The following is an 18,960-nucleotide window of genomic DNA, read 5'->3' on the forward strand; positions in this document are numbered from 1 at the left end:
CCGGCAGAGCCAGACCAGTGGTGGTCGGTAGCGACCAGAAACGAACCGTATAGAGGTTTTTGAAGGAGCAATAATGGATTTCACCAATGCAACAGTGCTGATCGCGGGTCTCGGGGTTTCCGGCACCTCGCTGGCCGAAGTGCTTGCCGAGCGCGGTGCCCGGGTGATCGGCGTGGACGAGCGCAAGCCGACCGCCGACCTGCACTCCTTCGACGAGGTGGACTGGAGCAAGGTCGATTATGTGATGGCCTCCCCGGTGTTCAACCCGCGCACCCCGTTCATCCTTGAAGCGACCAAGCGCGGCATCCCCGTGATGAGCGAGGTCGAATTCGCCTGGCAGCTGCGCGTGGACACCGAACGTACCGGCAAGCCGGCACCGTGGATCGGCATCACCGGCACCAACGGCAAGACCTCCACCACGGAAATGACCTCGGCCATGCTCACGGCCTGCGGTCTGGACGCGCCGACCGCCGGCAACATCGCCTCCGGCAATATGGCCATGAGCCTGTCGCGATGTGCCACCAACCCGAAGCATGACGTGCTGTGCGTGGAGCTCAGCTCCTTCCAGATGCACTTCACCGATTCGATGGAACTGGATTGCGCGGCGATCACCAATATCGCCGACGACCATCTTGACTGGCATGGTGGTCGAGAGAACTATGCGGCGGACAAGGCCAAGGTCTTCCATCGTGTCAAGCGTGCCCTGGTCTACAACGCCGACGATGCCGTGGTCAGCGCCAAGGCTGCCGAGGCCGAAACGGCGGAAGGCTGCCGCAGGATCGGCTTCACACTCGGCGAGCCCAAGGACGGGCAGATCGGTGTGGTCGACGGCTGGATCGTCGACATGAGCGGCGTCGCCTCGGGCGAGCCCGGCGTCGCGAACCGTCTCGCACCCATCGGCGAATTCACCCACCTGAGCGAACCAGACGGCACCATCTACCCGCATCTGCTCGCGGACGCACTGACCGCGCTGGCCTTGGCGCTGGGACTCGGCGTGGATACCGGCAAGGCTCTGGAGGCGCTGAAGGCCTTCACCCCGGGAGGCCATCGCATCGCCACGGTCGCCGCGACGAAACCGGACGCGCAGGGCAAGACCATTCGTTTCGTGGACGATTCCAAGGCGACCAACGCGCACGCCGTGAAGGCGTCCATCTCCAGCTTCGCTCCGGGCAGCGTGGTGTGGATCGCCGGCGGCCTTGCCAAGGGAAGCCGTTTCGAGAATCTGGTGGCGTCCCAGTCCAAGGCATTGCGCGGTGCGGTCATCATCGGCACCGACCAGGCCCCCATGCTTGAGGCGTTCGCCTCGCAGGCCCCGCACATCCCGCTGGCGATCATCGATCCGGCGACGCCGAAGGACCAGGTGATGCAGCGGGCCGTGCAGGAGGCCGGGCGAATGGCGCAGCCGGGCGATGTGGTGCTGATGGCACCCGCCTGCGCATCCTTCGACCAGTTCAAGTCGTACGCGGATCGTGGCGACAAATTCGCCCAGGCTGCACAGCAGTGGGTGGTGGGTCGTGACGCGTGCTGAGTCATCGAAGTCAAAGCCGAAGCAGTCGCGCAAGGCGTCGTCGACAGGCAAGGTGACGCGGCGTACAACGTCGTCGGCATTGGCCGAGCAAGATCGGGTCGGCAAGGAACGGTCCGATAAGGGCGGTGCCCAAGGGGCGGATCGACGCTCCTTCGGCGTTAACAGCCTGTTCAATCCGTTGTGGTGCTACCACGGGTTCCGTATGGCGGTGGTCGGGCTAAGCGTGTTCGGCGTGATCATGGTGTTCTCCAGCTCGGCCGTCACCGCGGCCTCGGCAGGCAAATCGCCGTTCCTGTCGTCCATGAGCCAGCTGGCGTTCTGCGTGGCCGGACTTATCCTCGGCGTGGGCTGCTCCTTCGTGCCTGTGAACTGGTATCGCCGGTTCGGCATTCTGGCGGTGCTGGCTTCCGGGCTTTTGCAAGGGCTGACGCTTACGTCGCTTGGTGTGGGCCAGTACGGCAACAACGGCTGGATCCAGCTTGGTCCGATTACTTTGCAGCCCGCGGAATTCGTGAAGTTCGCGCTATGCATATGGATGCCATCCGCGTTGTCCGTGGCGAAGAAAAAGTACGAGGAAAAGGGAATCCGTGCCTACTTCGTTGCCGGCGGCGTATATTTTGCCCTGCTGGGGCTGATCCTCGCCGGCAAGGATCTTGGTACGGCCCTGATCGTCGTCGCCATAGGCGTTGTGGCGTTCGTCGTCTCCGGCATGCCTTTCAAGCTGATGGGAGGCATAGCCTGTGTGCTGGTTGCAGGCGTTGCGGCTCTGGTGTTGACGAGCCGGAACCGTCTCGACCGTATCCTCGCCGCCTACTCGACATGCTCGGCCGCGGATGCGCAAAGCATCTGCTATCAGTCCACGCACGCCCGCTACGCCATCGCCTCCGGTGGGCTGTTCGGCGTCGGCTTGGGCAATTCACGCGAGAAATGGAATTATCTGCCCGCCGCGCATAACGATTTCATCTTCGCCATCATCGGCGAGGAGACCGGCTTCATCGGTGCCGCCATGGTGATCCTCGTCTTCGTGGTGCTCGGCTGGTGCCTGGTGTTCAGCGCGATACAGATCAGGCAGGATTACAGCTCGGTGGTGCTGATGTGCGTCGCCACATGGCTGGTGGGACAGGGCATGGTGAACATCGCCGTCGTGGTCGGTCTGTTCCCGGTGTTCGGCGTGCCGATGCCGTTCGTCTCGGCAGGCGGATCGTCCATGATCATGTGCCTGATGATATCCGGCGTGGCGACCAGCATGATGCGTCAGCAGCCGGAGATCAAAGCCGCGTCGCAACGCGTTTAGCTTACGGACTATGCTCGGAGATTATGAAGAAGATTGTTCTTGCAGGCGGTGGCACCGCCGGTCATGTCAACCCGCTGCTTGCTGTAGCCGACGCCATTGTCAGGCTTGATCCTGAGGCCAAGGTGAGTGCGCTTGGAACCGAGGTCGGCTTGGAGAAGGACCTCGTTCCCGCCGCAGGCTACGAACTCGACACCGTGGAAAAGGTGCCGTTCCCCAGGCGTCTGAACAAGGCGGCGTTCCAGTTCCCCGCAAAATGGAGTAGGGAATGTGCCAGGACCCGCGAGATCCTGGAACGGCGCGAAGCCGATGTGGTCGTCGGTTTCGGCGGCTACGCGTCGGCCCCCGCATATTCCGTGGCGCACAAGATGGGCATTCCCGTGGCGATCCACGAGCAGAACGCGCGTGCGGGCATGGCCAATAAGCTCGGTGCCCGGTACGCCGATTTCGTCGGCACCGTATACGAGGGGACTGGCCTGAAGGTCGGCAGCAAGGGAACGATCGAACGCGTCGGCCTGCCGTTGCGCCCCGTCATCGCACACCTGGCTTCCGAACTGGAAACGGATCGAGCCCAGGCGCGCGCGGACGCGGCCAAGGAACTCGGCATCGACCCGAACCGACCGCTCGTGCTGGTGACCGGCGGCTCTCTGGGTGCGGTAAGCCTGAACCGTGCGGTCGCGGCGGCATCCAAGGATGTACTGCCCGTCGCACAGGTCGTGCATCTGACCGGCCGGGGCAAGGCCGACGAAGTGCGCAAGCTGGTCGAAGTGAATGCCGGCGAGGGGCACGCTACCGGTCTTGGCCCGCAATACGCGGGCCAGGGCGACTACCATATCGCCGAATATCTGGAACGCATCGACCTGGCATTCGCCTGCGCCGATCTGATCATCTGCCGATCCGGTGCGGGAACCGTCGCGGAACTCACCGCACTGGGACTGCCCGCCGTATACGTGCCGCTTCCCATCGGCAACGGCGAGCAGCGATTCAACGCGCAGCCCGTAGTGGATGCCGGCGGCGGCGTGATGGTCAGCGATGCCGAACTGACCCCCGCCTGGGTGCGCGGGCACATCCCCGCACTGCTGAGCGATACCGAGGCATTGCAGGCGATGGGAAGCAAGGCATGGGAATACGGCATCCGTGACGCCGCGGAAACCATGGCCCGCCGCATTCTCGACCTGGCGGAACACCATACCGCGTGAACCTAGCGTACAGCCATGGACTCTTCGTTTCGAGACGATCGTCCATGGCTCATAATGAACACAGCTGAATCAATCCAACAAGGAGCGTTGTCGTGACTGCAACCATCACCCTTACCCCCGCCACTGCGGCATTCGGCGCCGATGAGCGCATCGAAGTGCTGGGGCATACCTATTTCATCGGCATCGGAGGCGCCGGCATGAGCGTCCTCGCCGAAATGCTCCATCAGCGAGGCGTCGAGGTCGACGGTTCGGATCGTGAACGCAGCGCCAAAACCGATCGTTTGGAATCCCTGGGCATCACCGTGCAATTCGGCCAGCGCGCCGAAAACGTGGCCGAAGCGGACACCGTCGTGTATTCCAGCGCCATCAAGCCCGATAACCCGGAGATCGTCGCCGCCGCGCAGAAGGGCGCCCGCATCGTGCACCGCAGCGACATCCTCGCCCTGCTGATGAACGGCCGCCGCGCCGTCACCGTCGCCGGTGCGCACGGCAAGACCACGACCAGCTCGATGCTGTCGCACATCCTCGTGCAGACGGGCAAGGACCCGAGCTATGCCATCGGCGGTTCCATCCAGGCGGCCGACGGCACGACGCTCGACGGCGGACATGTCGGCGCGGGCGATGCGCTGGTGGCCGAGGCCGACGAATCGGACGGCAGCTTCGACAAATACCACCCGGAGATCGCCATCATCACCAACTGCGAAGCCGATCATCTCGACCATTACGGCGACGAGGCCCACTATCGTGCCGCGTTCGTGCGCCATGCGGGGCATGCGACCGGTCACGTGGTGATCTGCGCGGATGACGCCGACGCGCTCGCCGTGCTCAACGCCCTGCCTGCCGAAACGGCGGCCAAGGCCATCGCCTATGGAACCACCGACCCGAACGGCCTTGATCTCAACGGTGCCGCGTATGTGCACATCGTGTCGGAGCATGAAAGCGCAGGCAGCGGCGTGGAACGGTTCACGCTGCGCATGCCCGCCGGCGTTGCGGGGGAGGAGCCCTGCGAGGTGCCGGTGGAGCTGTCCGTACCGGGCGTGCACAATGCGCGTAACGCCGCTGCCGCGCTGACCGCGGCCATGCTGCTGGGCGTCGACTCCGGCGAAGCGGCCAAGGCCATCACCGGGTTCCTTGGCGCCGCACGTCGTTTCCAGGTGCGTGGCACCGTCAAGCAGGTCACGGTGGTCGACGACTATGCGCATCATCCCACCGAGATCGCAGCGCTGCTGGATGCCGCCCGTCGCCGTTACCCGGACCGCACGATCCATGTGCTGTTCCAGCCGCACCTGTTCTCCCGTACGAAGTTCTTCGCGCATGAATTCGCCGAAGCGCTCGGCAAGGCCGACGATGTCATCGTCACCGGTGTGTTCCCCGCACGCGAGAAGCAGGAGGATTTCCCCGGTGTGGGGCCCCTGACCATCGTGCGCGAGGCCAAGGGCATGCAGGGTGCCGAATTCAACGCGCAGGAAGACATGCGTGTGGCGGCCCAGATGATGGTGATGCGTGCGCATCATGGCGACGTGATCTTCACGGTGGGTGCCGGCGACATCACCGATATGGGTCCGGTGATGCTGCATGCGCTGGAAGCGCACCGCGAAGGATGTGAGTGATGTCGGGAAGGGTGGTTCGCTCGGGCCCCGATCATCAGGGACGCAAGCCACGCACCCTCACCGGCAAGGAGCGGAACGCCTCGACGCCGGAGCAAACCGCCGGCGGCAAGCAGGAGGCCAGGCATCCCATTAAGCCGAGCACCCGCACCCAGTTGCGCAGGGCGGGTGCAGTCGGCTCGAAGCAGCGTCCGAATGCGAAGACCAGCACGAAGGCCAATGGCAAGGCTGTAAAAGCGGGTGCCGCAAGGAACGTCGCGTCGCAAGGCGCGCAGCGCGGCTCAGCAACCGGTCGGAACGTTTCCGGCGGTACGAACGGGCCAAGAAGACGGACCCCGTACAAGTCCTCGACAGGCGCGGGTAACGCGAGAAATGCGCGGTCTGCGGGTGCCGTGGCCGTCCCCGGCCAGCGTCGCAGCGTTTCAGGCAATGCCGGTGGCGCCAGGCGCACGGTGGAATCGCATGGCGGCGCTGCGGGCGGTCGCATCAGCAGAAGCGAGCCGGGCTCCTTCGTCGATGCTCGGCAGCTTGCCAGCGAGGATCTGGTTGCCAAGACGTTGCGGGAAAGCTCCGGCACGTTCGGCATGGCCGCTCGCCCGAAGGTCGTGGATTTCACCGCCCGCGCCAAGGAACGCAAACGGGTGAACGCGCGTATCATCATAGGGCGCATCATCATTGCGGTGGTGAGCGTTCTTGCGGTGATCGGGCTTGGCTGGCTGCTGTTCTTCTCTCCGGTGCTGCAGTTGAACTCGGCGCAGATCAGTGTGGAAGGGCTCAACGGTTGGGTCTCCGAATCGGAGGTGCGCAGTCTGGCCGTGGAGCAGGTGGATCGTTCGTTGCTGCTGGTGGATACCTCGAAGATCGCCTCGCAGGCCAGGGACATTCCGGGTGTCTCGGATGCCAGGGTCTCCAGGGCGTTCCCGCACGGTCTTACCATTTCGCTGACGACGCAACGCCCTGCGGCGATGCTGAAGACGCCGAGCGGCACGGTCGCAGCCGTCGATTCGCAGTACCGTGTGTTGAACGTCATCTCGCAAAGCGATAGCGTCGGCATCCCGGTCATCGAGGTCGGCGACATCGAATCCAGCGTGAAGAACCGTTCCGTCAAAGAAGCGGTGAAGATCCTGGACTCCCTGCCGGAGTCGATGCGCAAGCAGATCACCAAGGTGAGCGCGAAGACCCAGGATTCGGTGACCACCGAGCTCAACGATGGCGAACATTCCGTGGTGTGGGGCGATTCGTCGGATATCGAACTGAAGAAGGCCGATGTCGACAAGATCCTCTCCAATCCGAACGTCATCGGCGACAAGAAGCAGGTGGATGTGTCGTCGCCGTACCATCCGGTGCTGCGCTGAGCCAGTAGCGGCGTCGCTTCGGCCACGCCGCTACGCTCACGGCGTATTGCACGGATCGGCGATGAGGTGTATTCTGAAAAGTCCGGTTCAAAACCGGGGCTTGATAATTCAAGATTGGGGCTGATCGGTTTCGACGGTGACCTGTTCGTCGCAGGGAAGCGTGCCGAGAACGCAGGGTCCGCTCGCGATGCCCCCTGCAAAAGAATAAGTGCTAAATCTAACCGCACTGAGTTCGCTCTCGCTGCCTGAGCTTCGCGCCAGGATTAACCAGTGAGCAGCTGCTCCGTTCACTCCTCCTCGTCTTTGGGAGGATGCTGAGCGTCGTTTAGAAGACTTGCCCTACCAGTTGAGCCACAGGGCCGGTAGGGGACTTGTACTGTAGATATGCTCGCCAACAGTTGTCTGCGACATCGTTGGGGGCAGAAAAATCGCCATCTTGGCCAGCAGACTACGCACGTAGAAGACTGAGGGTACGGTCATCGGACCGGGGTTCAATTCCCCGCAGCTCCACAAACAGAAAGCCGCCAGAAATGGCGGCTTTTCTTGTATTTGCAGGTTTGGGGAGTCCAGGTGAACGGCTGTCTCATGCGAATCGTGCGGCATGTCCAGCATCTGGGAATGCAATCGATTGCGAACACCGGATATGGTACCTTCAGCAAGGTGTTTCGTCGTTTTGACGTCTAGGTTCCCGTTTGTGGTTCGGGTTTCCAAGGGGTACGCGCATGACAGCGCATTATCGGTCAGTACGCGAAGCATGCTCACAACGTATCAACGGTCACAACGAGGGAGAAGATATGGCCGAAGACAACGCAAATCCGATGCCGCCGATGGAGAACAATCCCAACGGCAATCAGCCGAACGATTACGGCAATGCCGCTGCCGATGGCGGCACCCAGCCCGGCGGGTACGTTTCCGTGGACGGCAACACCCAGCCTATGGGGTATGCGCCGGTGGAAGGCAACGCCCAATTCAACGGGTATGCGCCGGCGGATGGCACCCAGCCCGGCGGATATGCCCCGATGAACGGCTATGCGACCCAGCTTCCCCATGGCGGCGCTTCGGCAAACGGCGGTTATGCGGGCGGTCAGCCGTACGCGCCTACGCAGCCGATGCAACCCGTGCAACCTGTGCAGTCCTCGCAGAATAGCCCGTTCGCCAATCAGCAGCTTCCCGTGAATGGTAGGCCGCCAAAAGACAAGCCGCAGGCCGATACCTCGAAGATCATGCAGTACGCCACCCTTGCCATCAGCATCGTCGCGCTGATACTGGGCATCGCGGCGAACGTGCATGTTGTCAAGCCATACCGTCTTGCCAGCGTATCCGCTCCCACATCCGTGGGCGATAGCGCGAAGAGCAAGAAGGATTCGGATTCCAAGGCAAAGGATTCCGAAACAAAGGACTCCACAGCAAAGTCCGAATCCGAATCGACCGGCGATGATTCGTCGGCCGGAACCTCCGGTAAGGACCTCTTGGGCAAGTACGCGGGCACCGTCGATGGCAAGAAGATGTACGAGCTCAATCTGCCGGGGGCGAGGGGCGGCAATTCCCAGAGCGGCGATTCGAAAAGCAGCGGTTCGAGAGGCAAGGGCTACACCGTGTCCGCCGATTCCAACCTTGACGGCGACTATGAGCTCGGCGACTACAACCTGCACCTGGAGATAACGAACTTCGAAGCGACCGGCACCTCCGCGACGCTCACCACCGAAGTGACCAACAACGGCACCTCCGGTCAGACCGCGAACTTTGTCGCCACGCTGTCGCAGAACGGCAAGGCGGTTGATCTGGAAGGCATCGATACCGCGGGCAAGACCATCGAACCTGGCCATAAGGCGATCATCACCACGAAGTTCAGGCTTAACGACCCGTCCCAGCCGGTTACCATCGAGATTCCACTGGCCGGCGAGAAGATGCGCATCACCTTCACCCCGCAGTCGTGACGACGGACCGGTCCATAACCTCCATATAGCGTGAAAGCCGCCCCTCAAAGGCGGCTTTCGTGTATTTCCGGCGTACCGTTCCCGGTATTCCGCTATCGCATATGTTCGGTGCCGGGCCGTCGCAATTTGCCGGTGTGCGGCGGGATCTCTACTGCTTTGCGACAAAAGAGCGGCTGCTTTGTCGCGTTTTTCCTGCAAGTGCCGCGGCTCATGTCAGGTCGCGACAAATAGGGCGCTGTTTGTCGCAACATGCAAGCTGGCAACGGGATTCATGCGGTTTTGCGACATATCGGGCTGGCTCGCACGCTATGCGAAGTAGAAGCCCTGGAAGTCGTACAGGTACACGCGGTAGATGTACGAGGTGGCGAGCTTCATCGCATACTGCGCCTGCAGGGTGCCGTCCGAATCATAGACGCCGAACAGGCCCTGCATGCCCGAATCCACCAGGTTCAGCCCATCGTCGATTTCCTGCACGGAACTGACATAGGGGGAGTAGGGCACCTCGAAGGAGTTCACCTCGGTGTAGGTGCCGTCGTGCTCATTCACCAGGTACTTGCGCAGCCGGGATCGCGAGTCCGCATCGGTGGCGCTTTGCGAGGTGCTCAGCCCCTTGATCGCCGTCCAGTCGTAATCCGGGCGCGTCATCGCATACCCGAAGCTGTTGTCGAACAGCGTGAGATAGTAGCTGCCGCTTTCCAGCGAATCATCCGTGCTGTACGTTACGGAATGCTGGCCTCCGGTATCTGCGAAATCGCCGTTCTTGGCAAGGAAGGAGGCCTGGTACTGCGTGCCGTCCCACACGCTCGTCTCGCCGATCATGTATTGCAGCTTCGGCGTGCCTTCGATGTCCGCCACCTTGATGATCGTGGACGTCTCGCGTGCCGAAAGAATCGCCGAACCGTCGTCCAGCAGCTGGATGGTGTTGCAGTGGATCCAATCCCAGCGGTTCTTGGCGCTCATGTCGGATTCGTCGATGCCCGAATGCGTGGTCGAGGACTTGTAGTCGGGGAACATCGTGCCCAAATCGAGCAGCAGCGTGGTTTTGCCGGTGGTGGTGTCGAGCTTGACCACCTGATCCTGCACCGCGTGGTCGGAACGCGTCAGATCGGTGGCGAGCAGTACCAGATTGCCGTCGGAATCGAGCGCGTAATCATGGTGGAGAATGAACTGACTGTCAAGGTCGAGGATCTTCTCCAGCTTGCCGAGCCTGTTCATGCCGACCATGGTGTGCGTGGACGCGGAGAACCACATCAGGCCGTTCCTGTCGAACAGCAGACGGTGCGAACGGTAGTATTTCACCGGGATTTCGCCGCGGATCACGCCGTTGACGTCGTAGTAGTACATGAAGACCTGGTCGTCGGAATCGTTGCCGAGGATCGCGTACAATCCGTTGCCTACGCTTTGCGTTGCCGCCGAGGTTGGCTTTCTTTGCTGTTCGAGCTGCGTCTCCTCGTCGCCGAGGAGCTTCGGGCCTTTGCAGGTGATCTGCTTGGTCGCCACGGTGGTTCCGCTGGCGTTGGCGAGTTTCAGTGTGATGGTGTTGGTCTTCTTCGGAATAAGGCCGAGCACGGTGAATTCGTGGGTGGTGGCGTAATCCTTGCCCTGGTTGGCGGTCGCGGTGAAATCCGGGTAGCCTTCGGCGTGCACGGTGTAGGTGACGTTGGTGGCCTCGCTTGTGGTGAAGTACACGTACATCGATGTGGTGTTGGTGCCGTAGGGGTTGACTGCGGTGAACGGATCGTCCAGTGTGGCGGTGGCCTTGTCTCGGTTCGTGATGAGCGTGGCGTCGGCGTCCTGCTGGTATGCGGTGGTGTAGATGTTGGTGATTGTGGCGTTTAGGCGTTCGATCCGATTGCGTTCGATGGCTTCGCTGATCTTGGCGGTGCCGCCAAGGGGGAACATGGCGATGATGATCGCCACTGCCGTGGCTGCGGCGGCGATGGTGATGATGCGTTTGCGCGTGAATGGGGTGCCTGTTGCATTCGCTGTTGCGTTTGCGCGTGAATGCGGTCGCAGTGGTCTCATAATGGTCGCCTTCGCATTGGTCCAAGTGGTAGCAGGTTCGTCAATGGATTGACGGATTGTTCGCTAATAGCGTCATACATCAGTCCACGGATTGTGTGTGGTCTTGCTGTGCGTGTCGATGGTATGTGCTGATTGTTCTCTGAAAAGGGTGCCGCTTTGCTTCCTGTTCCCATCGGTTCCCAAACTGCCGACGCTGATGGTCCTCTCACCATCGATAGTTTGGGCATTCCTCAAGCTGTTGACGGTGGGAGGGGAGTCACCGTCGACAGTTTGGGAGGATGGTGTCTCTTTCCCAAACTGTTGACGCTGGCGGCTCTCTCACCGTCGGTGGTTTGGACGTTCCTCAGTCTGCCGACGATAGGTGGGGAAGAGGGGGGGTAACACGGCGGGCCGAACGAGGTCGGCGAATCGCATAACGAGGCGTAACAAAGGTGTTCTAGGGGTGGTGGCATAATAGCCAAGGCAATTTTTAGGGTTTGCCCTTGAGGATCAACAGTATAGGTGAGTAAACGTGGCACAGACTACCAATGACATCAAGAACGGTTCCGTTCTGAACCTTGACGGCCAGCTGTGGACCGTCCTGAAGTTCCAGCACGTCAAGCCGGGCAAGGGCCCCGCTTTCGTGCGCACCACCATCAAGAACGTGCTGAGCGGCAAGATCGTCGACAAGACCTTCAACGCCGGCATGAAGATGGAGTTCGAGACCGTGGATAACCGTACGCTCCAGTACTCCTACGAGGACGGCGACAACTACGTGTTCATGGACATGACCACCTACGATCAGATCATGGTCCCGAAGAACCTGGTCGACAGCAAGTTCCTGCTTGAAGGCACCGACTGCATCGTGTCCTTCCACGACGGCACCCCGCTGTCCGTCGAACTGCCGGCTTCCGTCATCCTGACCGTCACCCACACCGAGCCGGGCCTGCAGGGCAACCGCTCCAACGCCGGCACCAAGCCCGCCACCGTCGAGACCGGTGCCGAGATCCAGGTTCCGCTGTTCATCAACGAGGGTGAGCGCGTTAAGGTCAACACCACCGACGGCTCCTACCTCGGACGCGAAAACTGAGTTACGACCAAGGTAAAGGACTGACGGCTGTATGGCACGTTCCACTGCCCGTAAGAGGGCTCTGAATACGTTGTATGAAGCGGATGAGAAGGGGCAGGACATCCTGTCCCTTCTGGAGGAGCGCATTGCGGTTCCCGGCGCACAGACGCCGCTGCCGGAATACGCCATCGAAATCGTCCGTGGCGTCGCCGAGCATCGCCATGATATCGACGCGACGCTTGACGAGCACTCCACTGGTTGGAAGATCAGTCGTATGGGTGTCGTCGATCGCAATATTCTTCGCATCGCCGCATGGGAGATCATGTACAACGATGAGGTACCCGACAAGGTAGCCATCGATGAGGCCCTTGGCCTGGCGAAGTCGCTATGCGATGACGAATCGCCCGCTTTCATTCATGGACTGCTGTCCGCTGTATGCACGGCTCGTGAGAAGCCGTTGGATTGATATTTGTTGAACGCCTCCCGTTATTGCACGGGGGGCGTTCTTTTGAGATGTGACAAATCGTGTATCGGGTTTCGTTCCGTGGGCGCACAGGGCATAGAACGATACAAGCGTGAGAGAATCGAAGTAGTCAGGTAATACGCCCGGTCGGCGTGTGAATTCGTGATGAACGTTACTCTTGGCTTGAATAACCCGAATGAGAATAAGGGGGTTGCGCGGTGAGCGACAAACCAATCTGTGACCAGAATGAGGCCATTCTCGTTCTGGAAGATGGCCAGGTATATGTAGGTGAGCCTTACGGGGCCGAAGGTAGGACGACCGGCGAGATCGTGTTCGCCACTGCCATGACCGGCTATCAGGAGACTCTTACCGATCCGAGCTACGACCGTCAGATTGTGGTGCAGACCTTCCCGCATATCGGCGATACCGGTGTGAACAGCGAGGATCCCGAATCCGCCCGTATCTGGGTCGCCGGCTATGTGGTCCGCGATCCCAGCCCGAACGTGAGCAACTGGCGTGCCGAAGGCAGCCTCGACGATGATCTGACGAAGCAGGGCATCGTGGGCATCAGCGGCATCGACACCCGTAAGCTGGTGCGTCACCTGCGTTCCGCCGGTGTGATGCGCGCCGGTGTGTTCTCCGGTGAGGCGCTGCTGGATGCCAAGGGCAAGGTCAAGGAACTGGACGAGTTTCTGGCGGATGTGAAGGCCACCGCGCAGATGCAGGGGCTGAGCCTGTATGAGGAGGTCAGCACCAAGGAGGCGTACACCATCGAGCCGTGCGACGAATTCGAGGGCAAGGAGCCGCTGTACACCGTGGCCGCCGTCGATCTGGGCATCAAGGCCATGACCCCGCACCGCATGGCCGAGCGTGGCTGCCGCGTGCACGTCGTGCCCTCCAGCATCACGTTCGAACAGCTGCAGGAGCTCAACCCCGACGGCGTGTTCTTCTCCAACGGCCCGGGCGACCCGGAGCAGGCAGGCCCCGAAGTCGAGCTGCTGCGCAAGGTGCTTGACGCCGGCTACCCGTTCTTCGGCATCTGCTTCGGCAACCAGCTGCTGGGCCGTGCACTCGGTTTCGGCACCTACAAGCTGAAGTTCGGCCACCGCGGCATCAACCAGCCGGTGAAGGACATGACCACCGGCAAGATCGAGATCACCGCCCACAACCACGGCTTCGCGGTCGACGCCCCGATCGGCGAGACCGTGGACGCCCCGTTCGAGAACGGCAAGTACGGCAAGGTGTTCGTCTCGCATATCGATCTGAACGACAATGTGGTGGAAGGCCTGCAGTGTGTGGATATCCCCGCGTTCTCCGTGCAGTACCACCCGGAGGCCGCCGCCGGCCCGCACGACGCGGCATACCTGTTTGATCGTTTCGTTGAACTGATGAAGAATTCCAAGGAAGGTAAGTGACATGCCGAAGCGCACCGACATCAAATCCGTGATGGTAATCGGTTCCGGCCCGATCGTGATCGGTCAGGCTGCGGAGTTCGATTATTCAGGTACTCAGGCGTGCCGCGTTCTCCGCGAGGAAGGCATTCGCGTCATCCTGGTCAACTCCAACCCGGCCACCATCATGACCGACCCGGAGATGGCCGACGCCACCTACATCGAGCCGATCGCCACGCCGATCCTTGAGCGCATCATCGCCAAGGAACGCCCCGACGCGCTGCTGCCCACCCTGGGCGGCCAGACCGCACTGAACGCCGCCATGGCACTGGGCGAGGCCGGCATCCTCAAGAAGTACAACGTCGAACTGATCGGCGCCTCCCTCGACGCGATCGACCGTGGCGAGGACCGTGAACTGTTCAAGAAGGTCGTCGAGAAGGCAGGCGCGGAGTCCGCACGCTCGCAGATTGCGCATTCCCTGGCCGAAGTCGACAAGATCGCCGAGGAATTCGGCTACCCGCTGGTCGTTCGCCCGAGCTTCACCATGGGTGGCCTGGGTTCCGGCATCGCGCACGACGAGGAGGAGCTGCACCGCATCGCCGGTGCCGGCATCCACTATTCGCCGACCGACGAGGTGCTGATCGAGGAGGGCATCGAAGGCTGGAAGGAATTCGAGCTTGAGCTCATGCGCGACCGCAACGACAACGTCGTGGTCGTCTGCCCGATCGAGAACGTCGATCCGGTCGGCGTGCACACCGGCGACTCCATCACCGTGGCCCCGTGCTTCACCCTGACCGACCGCGAATACCAGAAGCTGCGTGACATCGGCATCGCCATCATCCGCGGCGTGGGCGTCGATACCGGCGGCTGCAACATCCAGTTCGCCATCCACCCGAAGACCGGCCGTATCATCGTCATCGAGATGAACCCGCGCGTGTCCCGTTCCTCCGCACTGGCGTCCAAGGCCACCGGCTTCCCGATCGCCAAGATCGCCACCAAGCTGGCCCTGGGCTACACGCTGGACGAGATTCAGAACGACATCACCCAGTCCACCCCGGCTTCCTTCGAGCCGACCATCGACTACGTGGTCACCAAGGTGCCGCGCTTCGCCTTCGAGAAGTTCCCGGGTGCCGACCCCACTCTGACCACGTCCATGAAGTCCGTGGGCGAGGCCATGGCTTTGGGCGGCAATTTCCAGGAATCCCTGGGCAAGGCCATGCGCTCCATCGACAAGCGCCACATGGGCTTCAACTGGGACGGCGACGCACCGAGCGCCGACGAGGTGAACGACCTGCTCGACGCCATCAAGGTGCCGACCGAGAACCGTTACCTGCAGCTCATGCGCGCCATCTGGGGCGGCGCCACCATCGAGCAGCTGTACGCCGCCACCAAGATTGACCCGTGGTTCCTCAAGCAGTTCACGCTGATCAACGAGACCGCGCTCACCGTGCGTGACGCCGAGGCGCTGACCCCGAAGCTGCTGAAGAAGGCCAAGCTCGCCGGTCTGTCCGATCTGCAGATTGCGCATCTGCGCCACTTGGGCGACGAAGGCGAGAACACCATCCGCGAACTGCGCTGGACCTACGGCCTGCGCCCGGTCTACAAGACCGTCGACACCTGCGCCGCCGAATTCGACGCCGCCACGCCGTACTACTACTCCTGCTACGCCGACGAAACCGAAGTCAAGCCGCGCGAACGCGAAGCCGTCATCATCCTCGGCTCCGGCCCGAACCGCATCGGCCAGGGCATCGAGTTCGACTACACCTGCGTGCACGCGGTGCAGGAGCTCGGCAAGGACTACGACACGATCATGGTCAACTGCAACCCCGAGACCGTGTCCACCGATTACGACATCTCCGACCGTCTGTACTTCGAGCCGCTCACCTTCGAAGACGTGCTCGAGATCTACGAGGCCGAGAAGAAGATGGGCCCGGTCAAGGGCGTAATCGTGCAGCTCGGCGGTCAGACCCCGCTGTCGCTCGCCGCACGTCTGAAGGCCGCCGGCGTGCCGATTCTGGGCACCACCCCGGAAGCCATCGATCTGGCCGAGAATCGTGAGCTCTTCGGCGAAGTACTCAAGAAGGCCAAGATGAACGCGCCGCGCTACGGCACCGCGCTGAGCCTTGAAGAGGCCCAGGAGGCCGCGCATTCCATCGGTTACCCGGTGCTTGTGCGCCCGAGCTACGTGCTCGGCGGCCGCGGCATGGAGATCGTGTACGACAACGCGCAGCTCGAAAAGTACGTGGACCGCGCGCTCGACGAGGCCAAGGCCGATACCGTGGTCTCCGGCCGTCTGCCCAGCCCGCTGCTGATCGACAAGTTCCTGCAGGACGCCATCGAGATCGACGTCGACGCGCTGTTCGACGGCAAGGAACTGTACATCGGCGGCATCATGGAGCACATCGAGGAGGCCGGCGTGCACTCCGGCGACGCCGCCTGCACCCTGCCCCCGAGCACCCTGTCCGCCGACCAGATCCGCCGTCTGCGCGAAGGCACCTACGCCATCGCCAAGGGCTGCAACGTGCAGGGTCTGATCAACGTGCAGTACGCCTTCATGGCCAACACCCTGTACGTGATCGAGGCCAACCCGCGTGCCTCCCGTACCGTGCCGTTCGCGTCCAAGGCCACTGGCGTGCCGCTGGCCAAGGCCGCCGCGCGCATCATGGCCGGCGAGACCATCCAGCAGCAGCGCGACAACGGCCTGCTGCTGCCGAAGGGCGACGGCGGCGACATCCACCCCGGCCAGCAGATCGCGGTCAAGGAATCCGTGCTGCCGTTCAAGCGCTTCCGTACGCCGCTCGGCAAGACCGTCGACGTGCTGCTCGGCCCCGAAATGCGTTCCACCGGCGAGGTCATGGGCTTTGACCGCGACGTTCCGCACGCTTTCGCCAAGAGCCAGCTCGCCGCCTATGAGGGCGGTCTGCCGACCGAAGGCAACGTGTTCGTCTCCGTGAACGATTCCGACAAGCGCCAGCTGCCGCTGATCGCCGTGCGCCTGGAAGAGCTCGGGTTCAAGATCTGGGCGACCGAGGGCACCGCTTCCGTGCTGCGCCGCTATGGCATCGAATCGAAGATCGTGGATAAGATCTCCGGCCGTGTCGACTCCGCCCCGGACGATCCGGTGGTTATCAAGCATGCCGAAGGCTCCGTGGGCAAGAACGTGGTTCAGCTCATCGAAGAGGGCGAGATCGACATGATTCTCAACACCCCGAACTCGCGCGGATCTCGTGCGGACGGCTATTCGATTCGTGCCGCCGCCATCGCCGCGGATCTGCCGCAGTTCACCACCATCACCGAGTTCAACGCCGTGCTGCTCGCCATCGACGCGGTCAAGCGCAACGATTACCAGGTGATGAGCATTCAGGAACACGCACAGCAGTTGTTCGCCCTGGAAAACGAAGGACACTGAGATGAACGACGTCATTGCCAGCAGCCACGAGGATCAGCTTCGTGCGGAACGCTCCAATTTCGGCCTGCGTCTGCACAACTCCATGAGCAAGTACGGTCCGCTGTGCGTTGGCATTGACCCGCATCGCAGACTCCTGACGGACTGGGGCTACAACGTTGACGCGAACGGCGCGGAGATGTTCTCGATGCGCATGCTGCAGGCCGCGAACGGCCGCGCCGCCGCCGTCAAATTCCAGATGCCCATGTTCGAACGGTACGGTTCCAAAGGCTTTGCCGTATTGGAACGGCTGCTCTACGCGGCGCGGCAGATGGGTGTGATCACCATCGTGGATTGCGTGCATGGAGGTCTTTCCACCACCATCTCCGCCATCGCCGACGCGTATTTCAAGCCTGGTGCGCCGATGAAGGCCGATGCGATCACGCTGCTGCCGTATTACGGTGAGCGTTCGCTACGTGGCCTGATCGACGACGCCCTCGACAACGGCGGCGGTGTGTTCATCGCCTCGCTCACCTCGAACGAGGAAGGGCGCAGCGTGCAGAGCGCCATTCGCCAAAGCGGCTCCTACAAGGGGCAGACCGTGGCCTATGGCATCGCCGCCGCCGCGCAGAAGCACAACGCCGAGCATGAGGGCATGGGCTCTGTCGGCCTGATCGTGGGCGCGACGGTGGGGCAGTGGATCGAACAGACCGGCGTCAATCCAGCGCATTTCACCGGTCCGATTCTTTCCCCGGGCTATGGCTGGCAGGGTGCCGAGGCTGAGGATCTGAAAACCCTGTTCAAGGGCACGCATGGCAACGTACTGGTCACCGTGTCCCGTTCCATCGCCACCAAGGGACCGGCCATCGCCGATCTTGCGGCGGCCACCGAATCCATCGCCCTGGATGTGCGCCAGGCCATGATGGAAGCCGAAGACGAAACCATGGAGGTATGAGCAGAGTGACGAACGGACGTCTTATCGTGCTGAGCGGTCCGACTGCGGTCGGCAAGGGCACGGTGGAGCAGAAGCTGCTTGCCGATCACCCCGAGATCTGGGTGTCGGTATCCGCCACCACCCGCGACCCGCGACCCGGCGAACAGGACGGCGTGAACTACTGGTTCATGACCGAGGACGAGTTCGTGGCGGGGGAGCGCGAAGGCAAGTTCCTGGAGACCGCCGTGGTACACGGCATGGCCCATTACGGCACGCCGTTGGAACCGGTGAAGGAGCATCTGAGCAGGAACGTTCCCACGCTGTTGGAGATCGATCTGCAGGGTGCGCGGCGTGTACGCGAACGTGCCGCCGAGCTCGGGCTTGAGGTGGTGAGCGTGTTCATCGCGCCGCCGTCGTTCGAGGAGCTCAAGCGTAGGCTGGTCGGGCGTGGTACCGAAACCGCCGATCAGCAGGCCAAGCGGTTGGAGACCGCGAAGGTGGAGCTTGCGGCCGAGAACGAGTTCGATGTGGTCATCGTCAACGACACCGTGGATAAGGCCGCGGATGATCTGTGGAAGGTGATCGCCGAGGAGTACGGCCTGCAGAAGTAGCGTGCCGTTTCTGGTTGCGCATTGTTGTTCGTTGCAGCGGGCGGAAGTCGATTATGGCTTCCGCCCGCTTTTCGTTTGGCGGCCTGCGGCATGCGTGGCTGTGTGTGGCTGCATATGCAATATGCGGGGTGCGGGCGTGACGATTGCCGGATGACGGCCGTATGTGGCTGTGCTGGCGATGCTGTG

The 18,960-nt window shown here is 62.1% G+C and carries 13 protein-coding genes and 1 other RNA gene; 13 read left to right on the forward strand and 1 reads right to left on the reverse strand.

Going from position 1 to position 18,960, the window contains the following annotated elements:
• Window positions 1-73: 73 nt before the first annotated feature.
• From murD to G1C98_RS02770, 7 genes are all read left to right on the forward strand, one after another.
• Entirely contained in the window at window positions 74-1,528 is a 1,455-nt protein-coding gene (murD, locus tag G1C98_RS02740; RefSeq protein ID WP_169078979.1) for a UDP-N-acetylmuramoyl-L-alanine--D-glutamate ligase, read from the forward strand.
• A complete protein-coding gene (locus tag G1C98_RS02745; RefSeq protein ID WP_417852287.1) occupies window positions 1,470-2,822 on the forward strand; it encodes an FtsW/RodA/SpoVE family cell cycle protein in 1,353 nt (450 codons plus the stop codon). Before murD ends, G1C98_RS02745 begins: the two co-directional genes overlap by 59 nt.
• 23 nt (window positions 2,823-2,845) lie before the next feature.
• Window positions 2,846-4,018, forward strand: a complete 1,173-nt coding sequence (locus G1C98_RS02750) for a UDP-N-acetylglucosamine--N-acetylmuramyl-(pentapeptide) pyrophosphoryl-undecaprenol N-acetylglucosamine transferase (RefSeq protein ID WP_169078981.1) — start codon at window positions 2,846-2,848, stop codon at window positions 4,016-4,018.
• 92 nt (window positions 4,019-4,110) lie between these two features.
• Window positions 4,111-5,628, forward strand: coding sequence for a UDP-N-acetylmuramate--L-alanine ligase (gene murC / locus G1C98_RS02755; protein WP_417852288.1), 1,518 nt, complete (start codon window positions 4,111-4,113; stop codon window positions 5,626-5,628).
• Window positions 5,628-6,980 (forward strand): cell division protein FtsQ/DivIB, encoded by a 1,353-nt coding sequence (locus G1C98_RS02760; RefSeq protein ID WP_205831846.1) that lies wholly within the window; start codon window positions 5,628-5,630, stop codon window positions 6,978-6,980. Before murC ends, G1C98_RS02760 begins: the two co-directional genes overlap by 1 nt.
• Before the next feature lie 116 nt (window positions 6,981-7,096).
• Window positions 7,097-7,493, forward strand: a transfer-messenger RNA (tmRNA) gene (gene ssrA, locus G1C98_RS02765).
• A gap of 281 nt (window positions 7,494-7,774) precedes the next feature.
• A complete protein-coding gene (locus G1C98_RS02770) occupies window positions 7,775-8,917 on the forward strand; it encodes a DUF4352 domain-containing protein (RefSeq protein WP_169078983.1) in 1,143 nt (380 codons plus the stop codon).
• Between the two features lie 306 nt (window positions 8,918-9,223).
• On the opposite strand, the gene G1C98_RS02775 is transcribed toward G1C98_RS02770, so the two are convergent.
• A complete protein-coding gene (locus G1C98_RS02775; protein WP_169079200.1) occupies window positions 9,224-10,819 on the reverse strand; it encodes an aryl-sulfate sulfotransferase in 1,596 nt (531 codons plus the stop codon).
• 634 nt (window positions 10,820-11,453) lie between these two features.
• Between G1C98_RS02775 and efp the strand changes: the two genes are divergently transcribed.
• The 6 genes from efp (at window position 11,454) to gmk (ending at window position 18,774) form a co-directional block, all read left to right on the forward strand.
• A complete protein-coding gene (gene efp, locus G1C98_RS02780; RefSeq protein WP_169078985.1) occupies window positions 11,454-12,011 on the forward strand; it encodes an elongation factor P in 558 nt (185 codons plus the stop codon).
• Window positions 12,012-12,042: 31 nt separating this feature from the next.
• Complete coding sequence (gene nusB, locus G1C98_RS02785; RefSeq protein ID WP_169078987.1) at window positions 12,043-12,456, forward strand: transcription antitermination factor NusB; 414 nt, start codon at window positions 12,043-12,045, stop codon at window positions 12,454-12,456.
• A 215-nt stretch (window positions 12,457-12,671) separates the two neighbouring features.
• The gene (carA, locus tag G1C98_RS02790) at window positions 12,672-13,868 is read left to right on the forward strand and encodes a glutamine-hydrolyzing carbamoyl-phosphate synthase small subunit (protein ID WP_417852289.1); all 1,197 of its coding nucleotides are present in this window, start codon (window positions 12,672-12,674) and stop codon (window positions 13,866-13,868) included.
• Window position 13,869: 1 nt separating this feature from the next.
• Window positions 13,870-17,253, forward strand: a complete 3,384-nt coding sequence (gene carB / locus G1C98_RS02795) for a carbamoyl-phosphate synthase large subunit (RefSeq protein WP_169078989.1) — start codon at window positions 13,870-13,872, stop codon at window positions 17,251-17,253.
• A gap of 1 nt (window position 17,254) precedes the next feature.
• Window positions 17,255-18,184, forward strand: a complete 930-nt coding sequence (gene pyrF, locus G1C98_RS02800; protein ID WP_169078991.1) for an orotidine-5'-phosphate decarboxylase — start codon at window positions 17,255-17,257, stop codon at window positions 18,182-18,184.
• Window positions 18,181-18,774 carry a guanylate kinase gene (gmk, locus tag G1C98_RS02805; protein ID WP_169078993.1) on the forward strand — a complete coding sequence of 198 codons (594 nt, stop codon included), beginning with the start codon at window positions 18,181-18,183 and terminating at the stop codon, window positions 18,772-18,774. Before pyrF ends, gmk begins: the two co-directional genes overlap by 4 nt.
• Window positions 18,775-18,960: the final 186 nt, after the last annotated feature.

Source organism: Bifidobacterium erythrocebi (assembly GCF_012932675.1).
Classification (GTDB): domain Bacteria; phylum Actinomycetota; class Actinomycetes; order Actinomycetales; family Bifidobacteriaceae; genus Bifidobacterium; species Bifidobacterium erythrocebi.

Coding starts and splice junctions, on each gene's coding strand:
- G1C98_RS02760 (WP_205831846.1), top strand. CDS start 5,628: ATGTCGGGAAGGGTGGTTCGCTCGGGCCCCGATCATCAGGGACGCAAG.
- pyrF (WP_169078991.1), top strand. CDS start 17,255: ATGAACGACGTCATTGCCAGCAGCCACGAGGATCAGCTTCGTGCGGAA.
- carB (WP_169078989.1), top strand. CDS start 13,870: ATGCCGAAGCGCACCGACATCAAATCCGTGATGGTAATCGGTTCCGGC.
- G1C98_RS02750 (WP_169078981.1), top strand. CDS start 2,846: ATGAAGAAGATTGTTCTTGCAGGCGGTGGCACCGCCGGTCATGTCAAC.
- murD (WP_169078979.1), top strand. CDS start 74: ATGGATTTCACCAATGCAACAGTGCTGATCGCGGGTCTCGGGGTTTCC.
- G1C98_RS02770 (WP_169078983.1), top strand. CDS start 7,775: ATGGCCGAAGACAACGCAAATCCGATGCCGCCGATGGAGAACAATCCC.
- gmk (WP_169078993.1), top strand. CDS start 18,181: ATGAGCAGAGTGACGAACGGACGTCTTATCGTGCTGAGCGGTCCGACT.
- nusB (WP_169078987.1), top strand. CDS start 12,043: ATGGCACGTTCCACTGCCCGTAAGAGGGCTCTGAATACGTTGTATGAA.
- G1C98_RS02775 (WP_169079200.1), bottom strand. CDS start 10,819: ATGTTCCCCCTTGGCGGCACCGCCAAGATCAGCGAAGCCATCGAACGC.